Source organism: Citrobacter sp. Cs237, assembly GCF_030332325.1.
Lineage (GTDB): Bacteria > Pseudomonadota > Gammaproteobacteria > Enterobacterales > Enterobacteriaceae > Citrobacter_A > Citrobacter_A sedlakii.
Genome location: NZ_JAOWIB010000103.1, coordinates 59,401 through 79,917, shown reverse-complemented (window position 1 = coordinate 79,917; position 20,517 = coordinate 59,401). Strand labels below are relative to the sequence as shown.

The window sequence follows — 20,517 nt, the reverse complement described above, 5'->3', positions numbered from 1 at the left end:
TGTCTTAGTTTTGTCCCGTTTGCGGTTAAAAGGTGAGGTACATCACGCTTCGCTGACCATGCGCGGCGCCTGTGCGTTTAAAAATGGCAGCAGCAAGAGTGCAGAAATGCCCGATGCCACGCTAATCACCACAAAGAATCCCGTCCAGTGCCAGATCTCCAGCACCTGCGCCAGCGGCCAGCCGGAAAGCGAGGCGCCAAGATAGGCAAACAGCCCGACAAAGCCGGTGGCCGCGCCCGCCGCCTCTTTGTGCGAACACTCCGCCGCCGCCATGCCGATTAGCATTTGTGGGCCAAAAACGAAAAAGCCCGTCGTGAAGAAACACGCCGCCTGCATCACGTAGCTGGCGAACGGCATCAGCCACAGCGAGCCGACGGAAAGCAGGATCCCGGCGGCAAAAATGAGGTTCATCGGGCCACGGTTGCCATTGAACAGTTTGTCCGAGCCCCAGCCCGCCACCAGCGCACCAATAAATCCGCCCAGCTCGAACATGGTCACTGCCGAGTTGGCGGTCACCAGATCCACATCCAGCGTCTCAGACATATACAGGTTGCCCCAGTCGTTGATGGCCGCGCGCACCACGTACACCAGCACATAACAGAGCGACAGCAGCCAGATGTACGGGTTAAGCAGCACGTATTTGGTGAGGATCGCTTTACGGTTAAGGCCTGCGCCCTCCTGCTGCTGGGCAATCTCCAGCGCATCGTGCCGCCAGTCGCCCACGGGCGGTAGACCCACGGCCTGGGGGCGGTCGCGCAGCCGCCAGCACAGCACAATGCCGACGGCAATCGCCAACGTTCCGGCAATCATCATCCCTGCCCGCCAACCGTAGTGCAGCGCGGTGGCGGCCATCACGATGGGGATCAGCGCGCCGCCGACGTTGTGTGCGGTATTCCAGATAGCCCACCAGCCGCCGCGCTCGTTGCGCGAGTACCAGGCGGTGAGCAAACGCGCGCACACCGGCGCGCCCCATCCCTGAAAAAAGGCGTTCAGCGCCCACAGTAGCGCAAACGCCCACAGCGAGGAGGAAAAGCCGAAAAGAATATTCACCATGCCAGTGGCGATAAGTCCTGCCCCCATAAAGTATCTCGCGTTCGAGCGGTCGCTGACGACACCCGACACAAACTTCGACAGACCGTAGGTGATATAAAACAGCGTCGCCAGCAGACCGATATCGCTGCGGGTCAGCACGCCGCTGGCGAGGATCTCCGGCACGGCGGCATTGAAGCTCTTACGGGTAAAATAAAACAGCGCATAGCCAAGCCAGATGGTTAACAGAATATGCCGTCGCCAGTAGCGGTAGCGGGCATCAATTTCCTGTTTATCGGTCATCAACGGCGCGCTGGCCGGGGCCTTTAAAAACTGAAACATCGCCGCTCCTTAGGCATAACGCTGCGGCAACGAAACGCTGACGCGCGTGCCGTGAGTACAGGAAATAGAGAGCGAACCGCCGAGCGCCGTCACGCGTTCCCGCATACCAGTCAGGCCAAATCCCTGCTGACCGGAGCCCGGCGGCAGGCCGCAGCCGTCATCTTCAATCACCAGCATCAGGCGCTCGTCCTGCTGCCAGCCCTGTATCGTGACCGCGCTGGCGCTGGCATGTTTGACGATATTGTTCAGCCCTTCCTGACAGACGCGGAACAGCGTCACCCGCTGGCTTTCGCTGAGCGCAGACTCGTCTATCCGCCAGTCGAGATGGCTGATGATGCCGCGGCTTTCCAGCTCCATTTCACGCATCAAAGAACGTATGGCCTGTTCAAGCGTAAGATCGTCCAACTGACGCGGGCGCAGGCGCCCCAGCAGACAACGTACCGAATCGTACACGCCGAGCGACAGCTGTTCGATCAACTGCCCGCTCTGCTTCGCGCCGCCGTTATCTCCCGCCAGTCGCTGAACGATACCGGCCTGGGTGCGGATGGCGGTAACGGTCTGACCGATGTCATCGTGCAGTTCGCGCGCCACCTCCCGGCGGACGCTCTCTTCAGTTTCCAGCAGCCGTTCCGCCAGACGGTGGTTGCGCGCCAGTTCGTTTTGCAGCGACTGGTTCAGCTCGCGCAAGCGTTGGATCCCTGCGCCAAGCAGCAGTCCGGTGAGGCTTTGCGCCAGCAGTGAAAGCAGTAAATCCACCGGATGATCGTGCCAGGTCTGGCTGGCGATCAGCGCGATGGCGTTCATCAGCGTCGCAATCAATGCTCCCTGCCAGCCGTAGTGCCAGGCCAGCGCGATGATCGGCAGCGCCAGACAAAACGGCGTGAAGCGCGATAATTCAGCAGGCAGACCAAGCTGTAGCCACAGGCTGACCACAAACAGCAGCAGATACCAGATGAGATGCCGGGCGCGCCAGTTTACCGGCTGCGAAACCAGCGCCGGACCAAGCGGCAGCCAGATGGCGCTGGTGAGATAATGCCAGAACACCAGACAGATGGGGGCCAGCGTTAAGCCGCCGGTGAGCGTCAGCAGCAGGGCGTTCCACGCCTGCTCTCCCTGCCCAAGCCAGGGCAAGGACTGCAACAGCGCCGCTGCGGTGAGAGCCGCCCCCTGTAGCAACAATGTGCGCCAGTCGCGCTGGTGACGGTAACGGGAGATCAGCGCCACCGGTATCAGCGTTAGCGCACTGCCGATCATCAATAATATCGGGTGCGCCAGCGCCACTTCCTGCGCCAGCCAGAGAACCAGCAGCCACTCCGCGCCCAGCAGCACCGGCCAGTAGCCGCGCGGGCATTGCAACATCAACCCCAGGCGCAGGCCGAAGGGGAACAGCAGCACCGCCAGCTCAGGGCGCTCCACCAGATGCAGGCTGATGCTCCACAGGCAAAACCAGGCGGCGGAGAAGATAAAAAAGCAGGCGATTACGGTGATAAATCGGGAAAGATGCGTGTTCATTGCCAGCCGTCAAACATTCTGCGCGCCAGCTCAACGTCATTGTTAACGCCCAGTTTTTCCATCAGATTCGCGCGATGCACGTGCACCGTTTTAGGCGAGAGGCCCAGCTCGGCGGCAATCTCTTTGACCGCCATCCCTTGCGCCAGTTTTTCCGCCACCTGACGCTCGCGTTTTGTCAGCGGATCCTGCCTGCCCGCAGCCAGCTTGATGGCGATATCCGGGGTCAGATAGCAGCCGCCGGTCGCAACCGTATGCACAGCGGCAATCAGCTCGTCCGGGCTGCAACGTTTGGAAAGAAATCCCCGTGCGCCGGCGTTTAGCGCCTGCTCCACCAGCGCCGGGCTGTCATGTACCGAAAGCATGATGGTCGCCATGCCTTTTGGCAGTTGACTCAGCAACGCCAGCCCGGAAACGTCAGGCATTGAGATGTCGCAGATACACACCTGCACGCCGCGCCCCGGCAGGCCAGCAAGCGCCTCACGCCCGGAACCAAACTCAGCCACCACCTGAAAATCAGGCTCAAGGTTCAGAAGCTGGGCGAATCCAGAGCGGACGATAAGATGGTCGTCGATAAGGGCGATGGTGGTCATAGCGCGTTCCTGGCGGGCGGATAAAAAAACGCGCTTACCTTAACGATAAGCGCGCGGGTGTTCAAGCAATGAGCGATTTATTCGAAGAATACCGCAATTTTGTTAAACATGGTGGGATCGGACTGGTTGCGCACCACTTTCGCCACATCTTCTAGCTTGTCGATCTGGGCGATCATCTGCTCAAGACGTTGATCATCGTTCACCAGTAGCCAGATGCGGCTTTGGTCGCTGCCCTGAATCGGCAGGCAGAGGATCCCTTCCACGTTAAACGCGCGACGGGCGAACAACCCACAGACGTGCGTCATGACGCCGGGGTGGTTACGGACGGTGAGTTCCAGAATAACGTTTTCATGTGATTGTTTCTGCATGGCTTATTCCCCCACCATCTCAGTATTGGCCGCGCCCGGCGGTACCATCGGATACACTTTTTCTTCTGCATCAATACGCACGTGGATCAGCGCCGGACCCGGACGGCTGATAATCGCCTGCAGCGCCGCCTGCGGGTCGGCTTCGTTATTTAAATCGCAGGTTTCCAGACCAAACCCGGCGGCAATCTGCATAAAGTTAATCATTCCCGGATAAGTGGCGGCAAACACACCCTGCTTGTAAAACAGGCTCTGCTGCTGATGCACCAGCCCCAGCGCTTCGTTATTCATCAGGATGATTTTCACATCCAGTTGGTTTTCGCTGGCGGTCGCCATCTCCTGAATGTTCATCATCAGGCTACCGTCGCCGGAGAAGCACAGCACTTTTTTGTCCGGGTTCGCCAGCGCCGCGCCAATCGCCGCGGGCAGGCCAAAGCCCATGGTGCCCAGACCGCCGGAGGTCAGCCACTGGCGCGGACGGTTCAGCGGATACGCCTGCGCCGCCCACATCTGGTGCTGCCCCACATCGGTGGTAATAATCGCGTTGTCATCCACGCAGGCGGCTACGGCGTTAATCAACCCGTAGTGGCTGAGCGGATCGCTTTCCTGCGGAATGGTACACGGGAACTCGCGCTGCAGATCGCGCACCAGCTGATGCCACTCCGTGCGCGGCTGCGCCTCAATCTGCGGAATTAACTGTGTCAGTACCTCGTCCACGTCCGCCTGAATAGCCACGTGCGGCTGCTTGATTTTGCCCAGCTCGGCGCGGTCGATATCCACGTGAATAATTCTGGCGTTCGGGCAGAACTGTTCGGTTTTGCCAATCGCCCGGTCATCAAAACGCGCGCCCAGCACCACCAGCAGATCGGCCTCCTGCAGGATGTAGTTGGTACTGCGCGCGCCGTGCATCCCCAGCATACCCAGCGACAACGGATGCGCCTTCGGCAACATGCCCAGCGCCATCAGCGTCATGGTGGTCGGCAACTGCGCTTTTTCCGCCAGTTGGCGTACCCGCTCGGGGGCGTTAATCACGCCGCCGCCGAGATACAGCACCGGACGCTTCGCCGCGTTAATCATTGCCGCCGCGTCGCGCACGCTCTGCTCGCTAAAGGCTGGCGCCGCCATTTTCTCCGCCGGAGCGGGCATCGCGTCGATCTCAAAAACTGCGGTCTGGACGTCCTTAGGTATGTCTATCCACACCGGGCCAGGACGACCTGACTGAGCAAGGCGAAAGGCGTCGCTCATCACCTGCGGTAATTCATCGATATGTCTGACCAGATAGTTGTGTTTTGTGATGGGGATAGAAATGCCGTAGGTGTCGACTTCCTGGAAGGCGTCGGTGCCAATCATCGACGCCGGAACCTGGCCGGTGATGCAAACCAGCGGGATAGAGTCCAGACGCGCATCGGCGATAGCGGTCACCAGGTTGGTTGCGCCAGGCCCGCTACAGGCCATACAAACGGCGGGTTTGCCGTCGGTACGCGCCATGCCCTGGGCGATAAAACCCGCCCCTTGCTCATGACGCGCCAGAATATGACGAATTTGCGTGCTCTGGCTTAAGGCGTCGTAGACGGGGAGTATCGACCCGCCGGGAATACCGGTGACAATCTGAATACCCTGTCGCTCCAGAAAATGAACGATAAATTCCGCGCCGGTAAAGCGCTTACGCGTGGATGTTGCTGTTGTGCCCGAACTTGCCATGCTCCAGTCCTTTTTTCTTGGCCGGGGCGCCGGGCAGGTCTCTAAACGAAAAACCCCGCCCGGTTTGCGCCGGCGGGGTTTTGGAATCGTGTGTTGTTCCGGACCCTACGGCGCATTGCCGACGACCACCACCACACGCACGACGACCGCTGCGCGAGATGGCGCAGTGTTTAGTAGGGTCGCAGTCAGCATGAAAGGGGTCATTAGGGGCCTTGTCTGTTTATTCATTAACTGGATTTATACAAGCACAGCTTTTTAAGCGAGACAATGGAAAAAATTTCATCTGCTTGAAAATGCGTCAACGATCACGTTTCAGGGAAAAAAACGCTAAAAACAAAAAACCCCGCCGGAGCGAGGTTTTTTCAGCGTAATGCGGTTGGTGACCGCAAAGCACACTGTGTTATGTCAACAGCAAAAGTATACGCGTTCTGTGAGGAACACGCAATTTCGGCGCGAATTTTGACGTTTTTGAGTATGGATCAGAAGATTAAATCTGTCCATAAATTACTGTTCATCCATACAGTATTTATCTATAATAACTCAGTACACAGTGTGTCAGGTGGGGCCGCATCGTTAACCGGCGCAATGAAGTCCTGGCTGAAACGGGTGGTGCCGTCAGCGCCTTAACCCCCCCAGAGAGCACACTGTGTTATGTCAACGAAGGTGCTGGCAACAGGCGGCGGAAAGGCACGTCAGCACCGTGCTCCTTTTACCATAAGGAGACGCGTATGAGCCTCGTGGATATCACCATTCTTATCCTGAAACTCATTGTTGCAGTTATGCAACTGCTTGATGCCGTTCTGAAATATTACAAGTAATTCAGATTCAAGTCGCACCAAAGGGGAGCGGGCAACCGCTCCCCTTTCACATGGCGCTTTCCCCGGATGCGTGCGTCCGCTGGTTATGTTACGTTTTTATGACACTCCCTGACGATGCCTGAGCCATGACCCTTTCCGTTTTCTGTATTTTGCTGTTCGCCGCACTGCTGCATGCCAGCTGGAACGCCATTGTGAAAGCCGGAAACGATAAGCTGTATGCCGCTATCAGCGTCAGCGGATCGGCCGCCATCATGGCGTTAATCTTCCTGCCTTTCGCGCCGCAGCCCTCAAGCGCCAGCATCCCGTTTTTAGCCGCTTCAACCGCCCTGCAGGTCATTTACACCGTGCTGGTCGCGCGGACGTATCAGGTTTCGGACATGAGCCAAACCTACCCGCTGATGCGCGGCACTGCGCCGTTACTGGTCGCGGTTATCAGCGTGTTGTTTCTGGGGGACAGTCTGTCGTCACTGGCGTGGACGGGCATTGCGGTGATCTGCCTGGCAATCCTCGGCATGGCTTTTAACGGTCGCGCCAGTTCGCAGCAGGGTATTGTGCTCGCACTGATTAACGCCTGTTTCATTGCCGGATACACGCTGGTAGACGGTACCGGCGTCAGGCTGTCGGAAACCGCGCTGGGCTATACGCTGTGGACCTTTTTCCTCAACGGTTCGTGTCTGCTCGGCTGGGCAATGCTTGCCCGGCGTCGCGAAGCGTCGCGCTATCTGGCACAGCACTGGAAAAAAGGGATTTTTGGCGGTATCGGCACCATGGGCTCCTATGGCCTGGCGCTGTGGGCAATGACCCAGGCGCCGCTGGCGGTGGTCGCCGCGCTGCGGGAAACCTCCATTCTGTTTGGCGCGCTGATCGCCTGGCTTCTGCTGAAAGAGCGAGTCGCCGGACTGCGGCTGGTAGCCGCCGGAGGCATTGCCGCCGGGGCGATTTTACTGCGTCTGTCGTGAGGCGTGACAGTCGCGTGGCGGCGCTTACGCCTTATCCGACAGCGATGTAACCTGATGCATTCCGGCAACATTTATTGCCGCTATTTGTTTACATTTCCTGCCGTTCAGCTGTTTTTCATTCCTGCCTGCTCACTGGCCTTCTGCGTTTTGTGTGGTAGATTTCACTCGCATTTATGGGAATGCACAGCACCTTATTCTTATTTTTTCTCTTTTTGAAAAGTAATCAGCGAAATGAAAAGGCAGAGAAGCGTCAATTTGTTGTTGATGTTGGTACTACTTGTGGCGGTCGGTCAGATGGCGCAAACCATTTATATCCCCGCCATCGCCGATATGGCGCGAGATCTGAACGTCCGGGAAGGGGCCGTTCAGAGCGTAATGGCGGCCTATCTTCTGACTTACGGCGTGTCGCAACTGATCTATGGTCCCCTGTCTGACCGTGTGGGCCGTCGCCCGGTGATCCTCGTCGGGATGTCCATTTTTATGCTCGCCACCCTTGTTGCCATAACCACCCATAGCCTGACGGTATTAATTGCCGCCAGCGCGCTACAGGGGATGGGTACCGGCGTCGGCGGCGTGATGGCGCGTACCCTGCCGCGTGACCTGTACGAAGGCACGCAACTGCGCCACGCCAACAGTCTGCTGAATATGGGGATTCTGGTCAGCCCGCTGCTGGCTCCCCTGCTCGGCGGCCTGCTGGATACAATGTGGAACTGGCGCGCCTGTTACGTTTTCCTGCTGGTGCTTTGCGCGGGCGTCACCTTCAGCATGGCGCGCTGGATGCCGGAAACGCGCCCGGCGGGTGCGCCACGCACGCGACTTATCGTCAGCTATAAAACCCTGTTCGGCAACGGCGCGTTTAACTGTTATCTGCTGATGCTGATTGGCGGTCTGGCCGGGATTGCGGTATTTGAAGCCTGTTCCGGCGTGCTGATGGGCGCCGTACTCGGCCTGAACAGCATGGTGGTCAGCATTCTGTTTATCCTGCCGATTCCGGCGGCGTTTTTCGGCGCGTGGTTTGCCGGTCGGCCGAATAAGCGCTTTTCCACACTGATGTGGCAGTCAGTGATTAGCTGTCTGCTGGCGGGACTGATGATGTGGGTCCCCGGCTGGTTCGGCGTGATGAATGTCTGGACGCTGTTGATCCCCGCTGCGCTGTTTTTCTTTGGCGCAGGTATGCTGTTCCCGCTGGCGACCAGCGGCGCAATGGAGCCGTTTCCGTTTCTCGCCGGGACGGCGGGCGCGCTGGTCGGCGGCCTGCAAAATATCGGCTCCGGCGTGCTGGCCTGGCTTTCGGCGATGCTGCCGCAAACCGGCCAGGGCAGTCTCGGTCTGTTAATGTCTTTGATGGGACTGCTGATTTTACTTTGCTGGTTGCCGCTGGCGTCCCGCCTGTCGCATCAGGGACAGGCCATTTAACCCTGGCAGGCCGGGCTTAGCGTCCGGCCTGTTCGTGTAACCAGCCGATAAACGCCTCGATTTTCGGCCACTGCCTGCCGGGCAGCGTTGTCATGTAATAATGTTGATGACAGGTTAAGGCCATTTCACCGAATGGGGCGACCAGCTCACCACTCTCCAGACGTTTCTGCACCAGCCGCTTACGCCCCATCGCCACGCCAATATGATTCATTGCGGCAATCACCGCTAAATCCGAACGATCGAAGCCAATCCCTGACGATTGCGGCAAATTCACCTCAAAATGCTGCGCCCAGCTGTACCACTCGTCGGTTCCCGAATCGTTGCTCCACGCCTGACGATCGTGCAGCAGCGTACAGTGACGCAGATTTGCCAGCCGTCCCTCCAACGCGAAACGGCGCGCATAGTCCGGGCTGCAGACCGGCAGAATGGCCTCATCCATTAAAAAATGGTGCGCCAACTGTGCAGACGGCGCGTCGTCGAAGTAGATCGCCAGGTCAACCCCGGCCCGCTGTAAATTGACGTTGTCGTTTCCAGTCAGGATCGTTAGGGAAATGGAGGGATAACGTCGGGTAAAGTCGCCCAGCGCGGGCACCAGCCAGCATTGCGCAATGGATGGTCGCGAATAGACGGTAAGGGTCCCGGACAGTTCCTGATTCTTAATATCGAGTATTTCCTGGTTCAGCGTATCCAGTGATGACTTCAGCGCCCAGAATACCCGCTTGCCTTCATGGGTCAGCTCAACCTTACGGTGCGACCGCACGAACAGCTGAATCCCCAGTTCCTCTTCCAGTTGGTTAATGCGATGGCTGATGGCGCTCGGCGTGAGCGAGAGTTCGTCGGCCGCCAGGGCAAACGACTGATGCCGGGCCGCCACTTCGAAAGTGTAGAGTTTAGAGAGCTGCCAGCCGTTCAGTAGCTGGTTGCGTACGTCGCGAACAGGTTCCATCGATGCCTCAGTAAAAACAATCCCTGACAAAGTGTAAAAAATCGCGCGCAAAAATTCAGCACTAAGATGAACTACAGTGAATCAGATCGCAATTACGCCTCTTTTTTCGACATATATCACCTGTTTGGTTCAATCTGGTTCATGTGAAAGCGTATTTATATCGTTTGTCAGCGCGTGCTGTTTTTTCGTCCAATGGAAGCAGGTAAATCACAGGGCAAGGTGAGATATGCACTCTCAAATCTGGGTTGTGAGCACGCTGCTGGTAAGCATCGTGTTAATTGTATTGACCATCGTGAAATTCAAATTCCACCCGTTTCTGGCGCTGTTGCTCGCCAGCTTCTTCGTGGGAACCATGATGGGCATGGGACCGCTGGACATGGTCAATGCCGTTGAAAGCGGGATCGGCGGTACGCTGGGCTTCCTCGCCGCAGTTATCGGGCTTGGCACCATTCTTGGCAAAATGATGGAAGTTTCCGGCGCGGCGGAACGCATCGGGTTGACGCTCCAGCGTTGCCGCTGGCTCTCCGCCGACGTCATTATGGTGCTGGTGGGGCTGATCTGCGGGATCACCCTGTTTGTGGAAGTGGGCGTGGTGCTGCTCATTCCGCTGGCGTTCTCTATTGCGAAGAAAACCAATACCTCGCTGCTTAAGCTCGCCATTCCGCTTTGTACCGCGCTGATGGCCGTCCACTGCGTGGTGCCGCCGCACCCGGCCGCCCTGTTTGTGGCGAATAAACTGGGCGCAGATATCGGTTCGGTGATCGTTTACGGCCTGCTGGTAGGGTTGATGGCGTCGCTGGTTGGCGGGCCGCTGTTCCTGAAGTTTCTCGGCAACCGCCTGCCGTTTAAGGCAGTACCGGCCGAGTTTTCCGACCTTAAGGTGCGCGAAGAAAGTACGCTGCCGTCTTTAGGCGCAACGCTGTTTACCGTGCTGCTGCCCATTGGCCTGATGCTGCTGAAAACCGTCGCAGAGTTAAACATGGCCAAAGGCAGCACGTTGTATACGCTGCTGGAGTTTATCGGCAACCCAATTACCGCCATGTTCATCGCCGTCTTTGTGGCTTATTACATTCTTGGCCTGCGCCAGCAGATGAGCATGGGCACGATGTTGACCCACACCGAAAACGGCTTCGGTTCGATTGCCAATATCCTGCTGATTATCGGTGCTGGCGGCGCGTTTAACGCGATCCTTAAAAGTAGCGGACTGGCGGATACGCTGGCGGTGATCCTCTCGAACATGGATATGCATCCGATCCTGCTGGCCTGGCTGGTGGCGTTGATTCTTCATGCCGCGGTCGGTTCCGCCACCGTCGCGATGATGGGGGCAACGGCGATTGTCGCCCCGATGCTGCCGCTCTATCCCAACGTAAGTCCTGAGATCATCGCCATTGCCATCGGTTCCGGCGCCATTGGCTGCACGATCGTGACCGATTCCCTCTTCTGGCTGGTGAAGCAGTATTGTGGCGCAACGCTGAATGAAACGTTCAAATATTATACGACCGCGACATTTATCGCCTCGGTCATTGCGCTGGCCTGCACATTCCTGCTTTCCTTTATCATCTGAATGCAAAGAGACGTACTATGGAAAACATTCAACAACTCATGACCCGTTATCCCCTGGTAGAGGATCTGGTGGCGCTGAAAGAAACCACCTGGTTTAACCCTGCCACGACCTCTCTTGCAGAAGGTTTACCCTATGTGGGGTTAACGGAAGCCGACGTAAAAGGTGCGCACGCCCGGCTGGCCCGCTTTGCGCCGTATCTCGCGAAAGCCTTTCCGGAAACCGCTGTTAGCGGCGGGATTATTGAATCTGACGTGGTGGCGATTCCGGCAATGCAACAACGGCTGGAAAAAGAGTATGGACAGGCCATCAGCGGCGAAATCCTGCTCAAAAAAGACAGTCATCTGCCAATCTCCGGCTCCATTAAAGCCCGTGGCGGCATTTATGAAGTGCTGGCTCACGCAGAGAAACTGGCGCTGGAAGCCGGTCTGTTGACCACCGAAGATGATTACAGCGCGCTTCTCAGTCCGGAGTTCAAAGCCTTTTTCAGCCAGTACAGTATTGCGGTAGGTTCAACAGGCAATCTCGGGCTGTCGATCGGTATTATGAGCGCCCGCATCGGCTTTAAGGTCACCGTGCATATGTCCGCTGACGCCCGCGCGTGGAAAAAGGCTAAACTGCGCAGCCACGGCGTTACCGTGGTTGAGTATGAAGAGGATTACGGCGTGGCGGTGGAGCAGGGGCGCAAGGCGGCGGAGGCCGACCCGAACTGCTTCTTTATCGACGATGAAAACTCGCGCACGTTGTTTTTAGGCTATGCGGTGGCCGGGCAGCGTCTGAAGGCGCAGTTTGAAAAACAGGGGCGGGTGGTGGACGCCGCGCATCCGCTGTTTGTCTATCTGCCGTGCGGCGTGGGCGGCGGTCCTGGCGGGGTGGCGTTTGGTCTTAAACTGGCCTTCGGCGACCATGTTCACTGCTTTTTCGCCGAACCAACCCATTCGCCGTGTATGCTGCTCGGCGTGTATACCGGCCTGCATGACGCGCTCTCGGTGCAGGACATTGGGATTGATAACGTGACCGCCGCTGACGGGCTGGCCGTGGGACGCGCCTCAGGATTTGTTGGCCGGGCCATGGAGCGCCTGCTGGACGGGCTATATACCCTCGACGATCAGACCATGTACGACATGCTGGGCTGGCTGGCGCAGGAAGAAAATATCCGTCTGGAACCGTCAGCACTGGCGGGTATGGCCGGGCCGCAACGCGTTTGCGCCTCGGCGGACTACTCGCGAATGCACCGTTTTACGCCGTCTCAGCTCGCCAGCGCGACGCATGTGGTCTGGGCAACCGGCGGCGGCATGGTGCCGGAAGCGGAAATGGCGCAATACCTTGCGAAAGGGCGTTAGTTTCCTGTTGAAACAGGCCGGATGGCGCAGTGCGTAACCGGTCTGCCGCCACTTAGCGCAGCATCGCCATCAGTTCCATCGGTGAGCGATGCCTTTTAATGAGGTCGCGCATCACCCGCATATATGGCGCAGTATGGGAAAAAAAGGCTCTGTAGCCCGCGCACAGCGGGCTTTTTCCTGAGGCATCCCGATGTTTAGGGCAGTCGCCATGGCAGAATTTTAGCCAGACGCAGCGCTGACAGGTTGCGGTCAGGGTGGTGTTTTTACTGCGACCAAATGCCTCCACCTGCGGCATCTCATTGATGACTTTCAATAACGTGTGATGAATATTACCTAACAGATACTGCGGATAAACGTAATGGTCGCACTGATACAGATCGCCATTCGCCTCCAGCGCAAACGCATGACCGCAGGTTTTACTTAACGCACACATCTGTGACGGGTAGCCGCACCATACGCCCAGCGTCGAATCGAAAAGCTGGATATAGACGCGGCCAATATCTTCCCGCACCCAGAGGTCAAACACGCGGCTCAAAAAATCCCCCCACGCCCGCGGCTCGACGGACTCTGCGCTCAACGCGCCGGTTTCGTCATATTCCACCAACGGAATAAACTGCAAAAACGGCGTGCCGAGCTGACGAAGATAGCGATACATTTCCTCTGGCTGCTGGCTGTTGAGCCGATTGACCACCACCAACAGGTTGAACGCGACGCGATGCGCGACAAGCTTCTCCAGTGCGTTGATGACGTTATGATGGGTTGGGCGCCCGCTTCGGCTCACGCGATACGCGTCGTGCAGCGCCGCCGGACCATCCAGCGACAGTCCAACCAGCCAGCCGTTGTCATGCAGAAAACGACACCAGTCGTCATTAAGTACTATGCCATTTGTCTGGAAGGCGTTGCGGATCTGTTTCCCCTCGCCGTACTGTTTTTGTAAGGCAACGACGCGGTGGAAAAAATCCAGGCCACAAAGGGTCGGTTCGCCGCCCTGCCAGGCAAACAGCACCTCCGGCCCCGACTGCGCAGCAATATGTTGCTGGATAAACGCCGTGAGCGTGGCGTCATCCATCACTGGCTGGCTGGGTTTATCGATATAAAAACAGTAACGACAATCAAGGTTACAACGTGAACTGGCCGGCTTGGCCATGACCTGACATCCTGTCATGCGAAATTCCCGATAAAGGCAATAAGTTGGCGAATGTGCGTAACAGCAAACAGTATTGCGAGGGATAACACCGCGAGGGAGATCATAAATTTGTCACGCACTGCTCTGGATTGCGAAAAATCCGGGTGCATCACGTCCATCAGGTTACGATTCAGGGTGTAGCGCCAGAGGATAATCGCGACCACCCCCAGCACCGCGATGGAGACCCAGAACAGAAATCCGGCCTGATGCCAGTTGTGTTTGACCGCCAGCGCCATCAACGCGCCATAGCCCAGCAGTGTGCGAAACCAGGCCAGCGATGTGCGTTCAGGCTGTAACCCGGGGTCGGCAATCCGCCGCGCTTTCCGGCTATCCGGCATACAGCACCAGCGCGATGACGATCGCCGCCACAACCATCAAAATCAGGCTGATAATCAGCAAGCTATGCGTGTAGGGTAAATCTTCTTTCAGGCGCATCGCCTTTTCGTTACGCAGCCAGCGAAGATAGCCGTAAATCGCCAAACCGCCCGAAAACAGGCACAGCAGTAGGGCCAACAGTTCACGAATCACCGGCGTGGCGAAATCCGGCGCGAGCTGGTCGAGACCGACGCCTGCCGCCAGAAAACCCAGCGCGGTGCGGATCCACGCCAGAAATGTACGCTCGTTTGCCAGCGAGAAGCGGTAGTCCGGCGCTTCTCCAAGGCGGGAAATCTTCATCAGGACTCCTTTTCATCAATATTGCCTGGCGCCGGGGCGGCTGACACCTTATTCGGCCTACGGGTAGGCGTAAACGCAGGCTGGGCAAGCAAACATTGTAGTCAGAACTTCTGTTTTTTCTCCTCCACTTTCACGCCCTGAGTGGGCAAACCGGTATCGTAATCACGTACAACCGGCGAATAACCGTCTTCAGGACGCGGGCGGAAAGCGCCCATCCAGCGCGGCTGCGCGTCTTTGCGCCACGGGCGCAGACTCCACTGGTACGTTCGAAACGGATCGCGGATTTTGTCCATATAATCCAGTAGCGCATCGTGCATCGTGTTGCGAACCTCAGTGAAACCGGGGTCATCGATCAGGTTATTTAACTCATCCGCATCGTTTTTCCGGTCATAGAGTTCATCAGTAGTGAACAGGTTAAGTACCAGCTTGTACTCCTCCGTCACCCAGCAGCGCACCGGAATAAACCCGCCAAAGCTGTCGTGTTCAATCTCGTAGCGGTTGAACTCCACCATCACGCCGCGCGGCGAATGCGCGGCCAGAATATTTTCACCCGGCAGAATATCCGGCTTATCCATACCCGCCAGCGCCATCAGGGTCGGCAGCAGATCGATATGGCTGACCGGCGTATCCACCTGACGGCGCTCGCCCTGTGGCGAACGGATGATCAGCGGTATGCGCGTGATGTCATCGTACATCGCCGCCCCTTTACTGATCAGCCGATGCGCGCCCATCATTTCGCCATGATCGGACGTGTAGATCACCCAGGTATTTTCCCGTTGCTCCGGCGTTAAAGCATTAATGACCCGTCCGATCTGATCGTCAACAAAATCATTGCAGGCGAAGTAGAGCGGGTGGTAATAGCGTCCGTCTTCGCCCACCGGCGAGGGCATCGCCTGGGACCACAAGCGATGATGTTCAGGCTTGTTTGCCAGCGTATCGCGCGCTTTCGCCCCCAGTTCGTAATAAAAATCCTGATATTTCTGCAAATACGCAACCGGGCAGGTAAACGGATGGTGCGGTTCGTCGTAGGAGACAACCATCAAAAATGGCTCGTCAGCGCGGGCGGGCTGGTGAAGAAAATCCACCGCCCGGTTGCTGATGCGATACGCCCAGGTAAACGTCTCATCAATGTTGTTGGCCTGTAAATCGTCTATGCTGTTCAGGCCGTTACGCCACAAGGCGATCTCTTTCTCACTCAGTTCCGCCAGGTAATTCGCCCCGTCGTACCAGTAGTCAGCGTCCCATTCCGGCGGGCATTCGCCAGTCCCAAAATAGTCGTGCCCGTCAAGATGCCATTTCCCGATATAACAGGTGTGATAACCAGCGTCTTTAAAATAACGCCCCATCGTGGAGATATTTTTCCCCGGCGCGACATTGTTCGTCCACGGTCCGGACTGATTGGCGTAGATGCCGGTAAACAGTCCCGCGCGGGCGGGCGTGCACACCGGCGAACAGGTAAAGGCGGAATTGAAGCGGATGCCTTCGGCGGCCAACTGGTCAATATGATGCGTGTTCAGCGGCTTACCGCTGTAACACCCAACCATATTGGTTGCCTGAGTGTCGGTCATGATGAACAGAAAGTTAGGCCGGGTCATGCGTTTTCCTTAGCGTCAGGGACACAGGTCGCAGCGGCAGAACGGCGGGTCTGCCAACTGCTGTAGATCAAATAAACAATGACCAGCGCTGTTATGCCGTAGCTGAGAATGGTCAGCCAGCGGGTAGAATAACCACCAAACTGCGCGAGGCCGGAATAGACGCCAATCATGGCGGACAGGATGCCAACGGAGGCGATCTTCGCGTTTTTCCACGGCTGCATGTCCACCGCAAACGCGTCCTGAAACCTGAACGGCGTGGCGCGCGGTTTGATCGCGCCGATGATGAGCATGACGAAAACATTGATGCAGAAGGTACAGGCCAGGACATAGAGGAAGTGAAAATCAAACTTCACCAGATAGTTGATGGTGATATAACTGACAATTCCCAGCGCCATCGCCACTTTTGCCGCCAGGGCAGGAATCCGCGGGAAGAAAAAGCCCATGATAATAATCGTCACCAGCGGTACGTTATAGATGCCGTTAAGCTGTTTCATCCAGCTGTAAAGCCCTTCCGGCGCGTTGGCGATCCACGGCGCCACCAGAACGGAAATAATGGCGATGAAGAAGCCGAATTTACGTCCGACGCGCACAAGCTGGTCTGGTTGCGCCTGCGGGTTGATGATGCGGCGATAAATGCCCATGCTGAATAACGTGCTGGCGCTATTAAGAAAACCGTTGAAGGTGCTGATCACCGCACCAAATAATACCGCGCCAAAAAAACCCACCAGCGGAACCGGCAACACATTATTCACCAGCGTCGGGTACGCCATATCCGCTTTAGGTAAATCCTGATACAGGTGAAACGCAATCAATCCCGGCAATACCAGCACCAGCGGGTCGAGCATTTTCAGTACGGCTGTTAATAACGCCCCTTTTTGCCCTTCCGCCAGGCTTTTCGACGCCAGCGTGCGCTGCACAATGCCCTGATTTGTGCACCAGTAAAAAGTGTTTACCAGAATCAGGCCGGTAAACGCCGCGCCAATGGGCAACGGATCGTTCGCCCCGCCAATGGAGTTTAATTTTTCCGCATGCACGGTAGTGAGCTGTTCAATACCCTGTAAAAAACTGCCTTGCCCCATGGCCATTAAGCCAAATATGGGCACTAACAGACCGCCAATCACCAGACCGATACCGTTGATAGAGTCGGCCACCGCCATTGCCCGCAGACCGCCGATAACCGCGTAAATAATCCCCGCCAGCCCGAGTAAAATAACCAACAGCCAGATCGCCGCGCCGTGGGATATTTGCAGCGATTCGCTGATATGAAACAGGCTGTTTAACGCCAGCGCGCCGGAATACAACACGATCGGCAGAAAACAGACGCCAGTCGCAATCAGAAAGCAGAAGTCAATAATAATGCGCGTCGTTTTGTCATAGCGCTCTTCAAGAAAATCAGGAATGGTCGCGATGCCGCGCTGGAGATAACGCGGCAGGAAGATCAGCGCGAGGAAAATTAAGGTAACAGCGGACGTCACTTCCCATCCCATGACCGACATCCCGCTCTTGTACGCCTGGCCAGAAAGGCCCACCAACTGTTCGGTGGACAGGTTGGTCAGCATTAACGACGCGGCGATAACCGGCGCTTTGAGTGAACGCCCCGCCAGAAAATATCCCTGTTGCGAACCGGTATCCGTTTTGCGTACTTTCCACCAGGTGATCGCCGCCACCAACAGCGTAAAGCCGACAAAGCTCAAAATTTGTAGCGTATTCATCTCTTAGCCCTTTTAGTGTTTATGTCCCGGCGCGCTCGGTGTAGGGAAGAGCAATAACAGGCCGGTTCAGGCAGTCAGATTTCTTAAAGTACATACGTCATATCCCTGAACGGATCCTTTTCTGTTATGTTCAGGTTGTGAGCATAATTCTCCGGCGAGAAATTAAAATGAATGGAAATTTGCAAAGTTCGCATGTAAAAAACGAAACGACGTACAATATTCCGCTGTTGATTAATGAAAATGTGATCTCCAGCGGCATTTCATTGATATCGCTGTGGCACACCTTCGCCGATGAACAGTATCGGGTTATTTGGCCACGCGATAAGAAAAAACCGCTAATCGCCAACGCCTGGGTCGCTGTGTATACCGTTCAGGGGTGCGGAAAAATACGCTTAAAAGACGGTGAACAAATTACACTTAATGGCAATTGCATCATTTTTTTAAAACCGACGGATATTCAGTCTTATCATTGTGACGGATTGCTGTGGGAACAATACTGGATGGAGTTTACGCCCACCAGCGTTATGGATATTCCTGTTCGTCAACAAAGCGTTATTTATCAGGGTGAGGATTATAATAATGAACTGGAATATGTCTCACAATTAATCACGTCGCCAGAGCCGATCAAAAATAACCTTGCCGTCGCGTTTCTCACCAAAATAATTTATCAGTGGATTTGTCTTATTGACGCAGAAGGTAAAAAAGATCCGCAACGTCTGCAAATTGAAAAACTTATTGCCACTCTCCATGCCAGTTTGCAACAGCGCTGGAGCGTCGCTGATATGGCGGCAACGCTTCCCTGTAGCGAAGCCTGGCTACGTCGGCTCTTTTTACGCTATACCGGCAAGACGCCGAAGGAATATGTACTGGATGCCCGGCTGGAACTGGCGTTGTCGCTGTTAAAGCAAGAGGGAAATACCGTCGGGCAGGTGGCGGACAGGCTCAACTTTTTTGATTCGTTTCACTTCAGCAAGGCGTTTAAACAGAAATTTGGCTATGCGCCATCGGCAGTGCTGAAACGTAAAAATGAGTATGCCGGATAAGCGCAATTCACAGCGCTATCCGGCAGCCAACGTTATCCTAACCCCCAAAAAATCACCGCCAGCAGTTGCGGCGTGATAATTCGCAGGAACATCACCAGCGGATACACCGTGGCATAAGAGAGCGCCGCCGCGCCGCTGGTGGCATGCAGGTTATTCGCAAACGCCAGCGCGGGCGGATCGGTCATTGAACCGGCCAGCATTCCGCACAGCGTCAGGTAGTTCATTTTGGCGAAAATTCGCGCCAGCAGACCAACGGTAATCAGCGGGATCGCGGTGATAAATATGCCGTAGCCAATCCAGCTTAAGCCTTCGCCCTGGGTCAGGGTATCGATAAAGTCACCGCCTGATTTCAGGCCGACAACCGCCAGGAAAAGCACAATACCCAGTTCCCGCAACGCCAGGTTGGCGCTCGGCGGCATAAACCAGTACAGCTTACCGACGCTGCCGATACGGCCGAGGATCAACGCCATAATCAGCGGCCCACCCGCCAGCCCCAGTTTTAAGGCCACCGGGAAGCCAGGAATGAACAGCGGAATGGAGCCCAGCAATACCCCCAAACCGATACCAATAAATACCGGCAACATCTGTACCTGCTGCAGCTTCTGCTGGGCGTTTCCAACGACATTGGCCACGGCATCGATCGAGGCTGGACGGCCCACCAGATTGAGAATGTCGCCAAACTGCAAGCTGGCATCGCTACTGGCGACCAGCTCAACGCCTGCGCGGTTGAGTCGGGAGATCACCACATCGTAACGTTCCTTAAAATGCAGATCGCGGATGCGCTTGCCGAGCACTTTTTCGTTAGTCACCACCACCCGCTCAACGCGTAAATCGGTGCCCCGCGTTGAAAGCGAGGTATCCACTTCCTGACCGATAACCAGCTGGGCGTTATGCAGATCGCCGGGCTGCCCAACCAGGTGCAACAGATCGCCAATCTGAATGACGGTGGTCGGCGACGGCACCATTAGCGTCTCCTCACGCTTCAGACGCGAGCAGATAATTTTGTCACTGTTCAGGATGGGCACATCCTGGATCGCCATATTGTTGAGGTTAGGGTTTTCAACGCGGATATTGATGGTCTGTATCAGTGAATGTCCATGAGTGAGCGTCGATTCATGCTGTCGCGCTTCCGCATCGACATTGACGCGGAAAATCAGCCGCATCAGCCACATGGTCAGCAAAATGCCGCAAATACCAAACGGATAAGCCATCGCGTAGCTCATCCCCATCTGATCCACCACCTCCATGGGCGTACCCAGATCGCGCAGAATTTGCTGCCCTGCCCCCAGCGCCGGGGTATTGGTCACCGCGCCAGAAAATATCCCCAGCACCACCGGCAGCGGGATAGCGAAGATTTTATGCAGGATTGCGGTGACCAGGCCGCCCATGATGACTATCAGAATCGCAAACAGGTTGAGACGTAAGCCTGAAACGCGCAGCGAGGCGAAGAAGCCCGGCCCCACCTGAATGCCAATAGTGTAGACAAAGAGGATCAGGCCAAACTCCTGGATGAAGTGCAGCATATCGCCGCTCAGCGTCACGCCTGCCTGGTCGACAAAGTGGCCGACGATAATCCCGCCGAACAGCACGCCCCCAATGCCGAAGCCGACACCCCGCACCTTGATATTGCCGATCCATAATCCGACAACTGCCACCAACGCCAGAACGCTGACCGTCAATGCTATATCACTCATTTTTATTCCCTGTGAATAACATTTGAATTT

Annotated in this window: 19 protein-coding genes; 6 read left to right on the top strand and 13 right to left on the bottom strand. The window is 56.3% G+C overall.

Annotated features, from left to right (window positions below; translation table 11 throughout):
• Positions 1-42: 42 nt before the first annotated feature.
• From OGY07_RS10895 to ivbL, 6 genes are all read right to left on the bottom strand, one after another.
• Positions 43-1,371: an MFS transporter gene (locus OGY07_RS10895; protein WP_042287162.1), complete on the bottom strand. Its 1,329-nt coding sequence runs from the start codon at positions 1,369-1,371 to the stop codon at positions 43-45.
• 9 nt (positions 1,372-1,380) lie between these two features.
• Complete coding sequence (gene uhpB / locus OGY07_RS10890) at positions 1,381-2,883, bottom strand: signal transduction histidine-protein kinase/phosphatase UhpB (protein WP_200035967.1); 1,503 nt, start codon at positions 2,881-2,883, stop codon at positions 1,381-1,383.
• Positions 2,880-3,473, bottom strand: a complete 594-nt coding sequence (gene uhpA, locus OGY07_RS10885; RefSeq protein ID WP_042287167.1) for a response regulator transcription factor UhpA — start codon at positions 3,471-3,473, stop codon at positions 2,880-2,882. The genes uhpB and uhpA overlap by 4 nt, the downstream gene beginning before the upstream one ends.
• A 77-nt stretch (positions 3,474-3,550) precedes the next feature.
• Positions 3,551-3,841, bottom strand: coding sequence for an acetolactate synthase small subunit (gene ilvN, locus OGY07_RS10880; RefSeq protein WP_012908032.1), 291 nt, complete (start codon positions 3,839-3,841; stop codon positions 3,551-3,553).
• 3 nt (positions 3,842-3,844) lie between these two features.
• The gene (gene ilvB / locus OGY07_RS10875) at positions 3,845-5,539 is read right to left on the bottom strand and encodes an acetolactate synthase large subunit (RefSeq protein ID WP_042287169.1); all 1,695 of its coding nucleotides are present in this window, start codon (positions 5,537-5,539) and stop codon (positions 3,845-3,847) included.
• A gap of 105 nt (positions 5,540-5,644) precedes the next feature.
• A complete protein-coding gene (gene ivbL / locus OGY07_RS10870) occupies positions 5,645-5,743 on the bottom strand; it encodes an ilvB operon leader peptide IvbL (RefSeq protein ID WP_042287173.1) in 99 nt (32 codons plus the stop codon).
• Positions 5,744-6,267: 524 nt separating this feature from the next.
• Between ivbL and tisB the strand changes: the two genes are divergently transcribed.
• The 3 genes from tisB to emrD all read left to right on the top strand — a co-directional run bounded on the left by tisB (position 6,268) and on the right by emrD (position 8,732).
• Positions 6,268-6,357 (top strand): type I toxin-antitoxin system toxin TisB, encoded by a 90-nt coding sequence (gene tisB / locus OGY07_RS10865; protein ID WP_042287176.1) that lies wholly within the window; start codon positions 6,268-6,270, stop codon positions 6,355-6,357.
• Positions 6,358-6,482: 125 nt separating this feature from the next.
• On the top strand, positions 6,483-7,316 hold the full coding sequence (locus OGY07_RS10860) for an EamA family transporter (protein WP_060569979.1): 834 nt from the start codon (positions 6,483-6,485) through the stop codon (positions 7,314-7,316).
• A gap of 231 nt (positions 7,317-7,547) precedes the next feature.
• Positions 7,548-8,732: a multidrug efflux MFS transporter EmrD gene (gene emrD, locus OGY07_RS10855; protein WP_042287181.1), complete on the top strand. Its 1,185-nt coding sequence runs from the start codon at positions 7,548-7,550 to the stop codon at positions 8,730-8,732.
• A 16-nt stretch (positions 8,733-8,748) separates the two neighbouring features.
• Here the strand turns inward: emrD and dsdC are convergent, their stop codons facing one another.
• Positions 8,749-9,678 (bottom strand): DNA-binding transcriptional regulator DsdC, encoded by a 930-nt coding sequence (gene dsdC / locus OGY07_RS10850; RefSeq protein ID WP_042287184.1) that lies wholly within the window; start codon positions 9,676-9,678, stop codon positions 8,749-8,751.
• Positions 9,679-9,904: 226 nt separating this feature from the next.
• Between dsdC and dsdX the strand changes: the two genes are divergently transcribed.
• Entirely contained in the window at positions 9,905-11,242 is a 1,338-nt protein-coding gene (gene dsdX, locus OGY07_RS10845) for a D-serine transporter DsdX (protein WP_042287186.1), read from the top strand.
• Positions 11,243-11,259: 17 nt separating this feature from the next.
• Complete coding sequence (dsdA, locus tag OGY07_RS10840) at positions 11,260-12,582, top strand: D-serine ammonia-lyase (protein ID WP_060569976.1); 1,323 nt, start codon at positions 11,260-11,262, stop codon at positions 12,580-12,582.
• Between the two features lie 52 nt (positions 12,583-12,634).
• Here dsdA and OGY07_RS10835 read toward each other — a convergent pair whose 3' ends face one another.
• From OGY07_RS10835 to OGY07_RS10815, 5 genes are all read right to left on the bottom strand, one after another.
• A complete protein-coding gene (locus tag OGY07_RS10835) occupies positions 12,635-13,747 on the bottom strand; it encodes an anaerobic sulfatase maturase (RefSeq protein ID WP_286600511.1) in 1,113 nt (370 codons plus the stop codon).
• The gene (locus OGY07_RS10830) at positions 13,744-14,106 is read right to left on the bottom strand and encodes a DUF202 domain-containing protein (RefSeq protein ID WP_286600509.1); all 363 of its coding nucleotides are present in this window, start codon (positions 14,104-14,106) and stop codon (positions 13,744-13,746) included. Before OGY07_RS10830 ends, OGY07_RS10835 begins: the two co-directional genes overlap by 4 nt.
• Positions 14,096-14,443 (bottom strand): YidH family protein, encoded by a 348-nt coding sequence (locus OGY07_RS10825; RefSeq protein WP_042287198.1) that lies wholly within the window; start codon positions 14,441-14,443, stop codon positions 14,096-14,098. Before OGY07_RS10825 ends, OGY07_RS10830 begins: the two co-directional genes overlap by 11 nt.
• 101 nt (positions 14,444-14,544) lie before the next feature.
• Entirely contained in the window at positions 14,545-16,038 is a 1,494-nt protein-coding gene (locus tag OGY07_RS10820) for a sulfatase-like hydrolase/transferase (RefSeq protein WP_286600505.1), read from the bottom strand.
• Positions 16,035-17,750, bottom strand: a complete 1,716-nt coding sequence (locus tag OGY07_RS10815) for a solute:sodium symporter family transporter (RefSeq protein ID WP_286600503.1) — start codon at positions 17,748-17,750, stop codon at positions 16,035-16,037. The genes OGY07_RS10820 and OGY07_RS10815 overlap by 4 nt, the downstream gene beginning before the upstream one ends.
• Positions 17,751-17,917: 167 nt before the next feature.
• On the opposite strand from OGY07_RS10815, the gene OGY07_RS10810 reads away from it, so the two are divergent.
• Complete coding sequence (locus OGY07_RS10810) at positions 17,918-18,793, top strand: helix-turn-helix transcriptional regulator (RefSeq protein WP_060569971.1); 876 nt, start codon at positions 17,918-17,920, stop codon at positions 18,791-18,793.
• A gap of 32 nt (positions 18,794-18,825) precedes the next feature.
• Here OGY07_RS10810 and OGY07_RS10805 read toward each other — a convergent pair whose 3' ends face one another.
• Positions 18,826-20,487, bottom strand: a complete 1,662-nt coding sequence (locus tag OGY07_RS10805; protein WP_042287210.1) for a putative transporter — start codon at positions 20,485-20,487, stop codon at positions 18,826-18,828.
• Positions 20,488-20,517 lie beyond the last annotated feature (30 nt).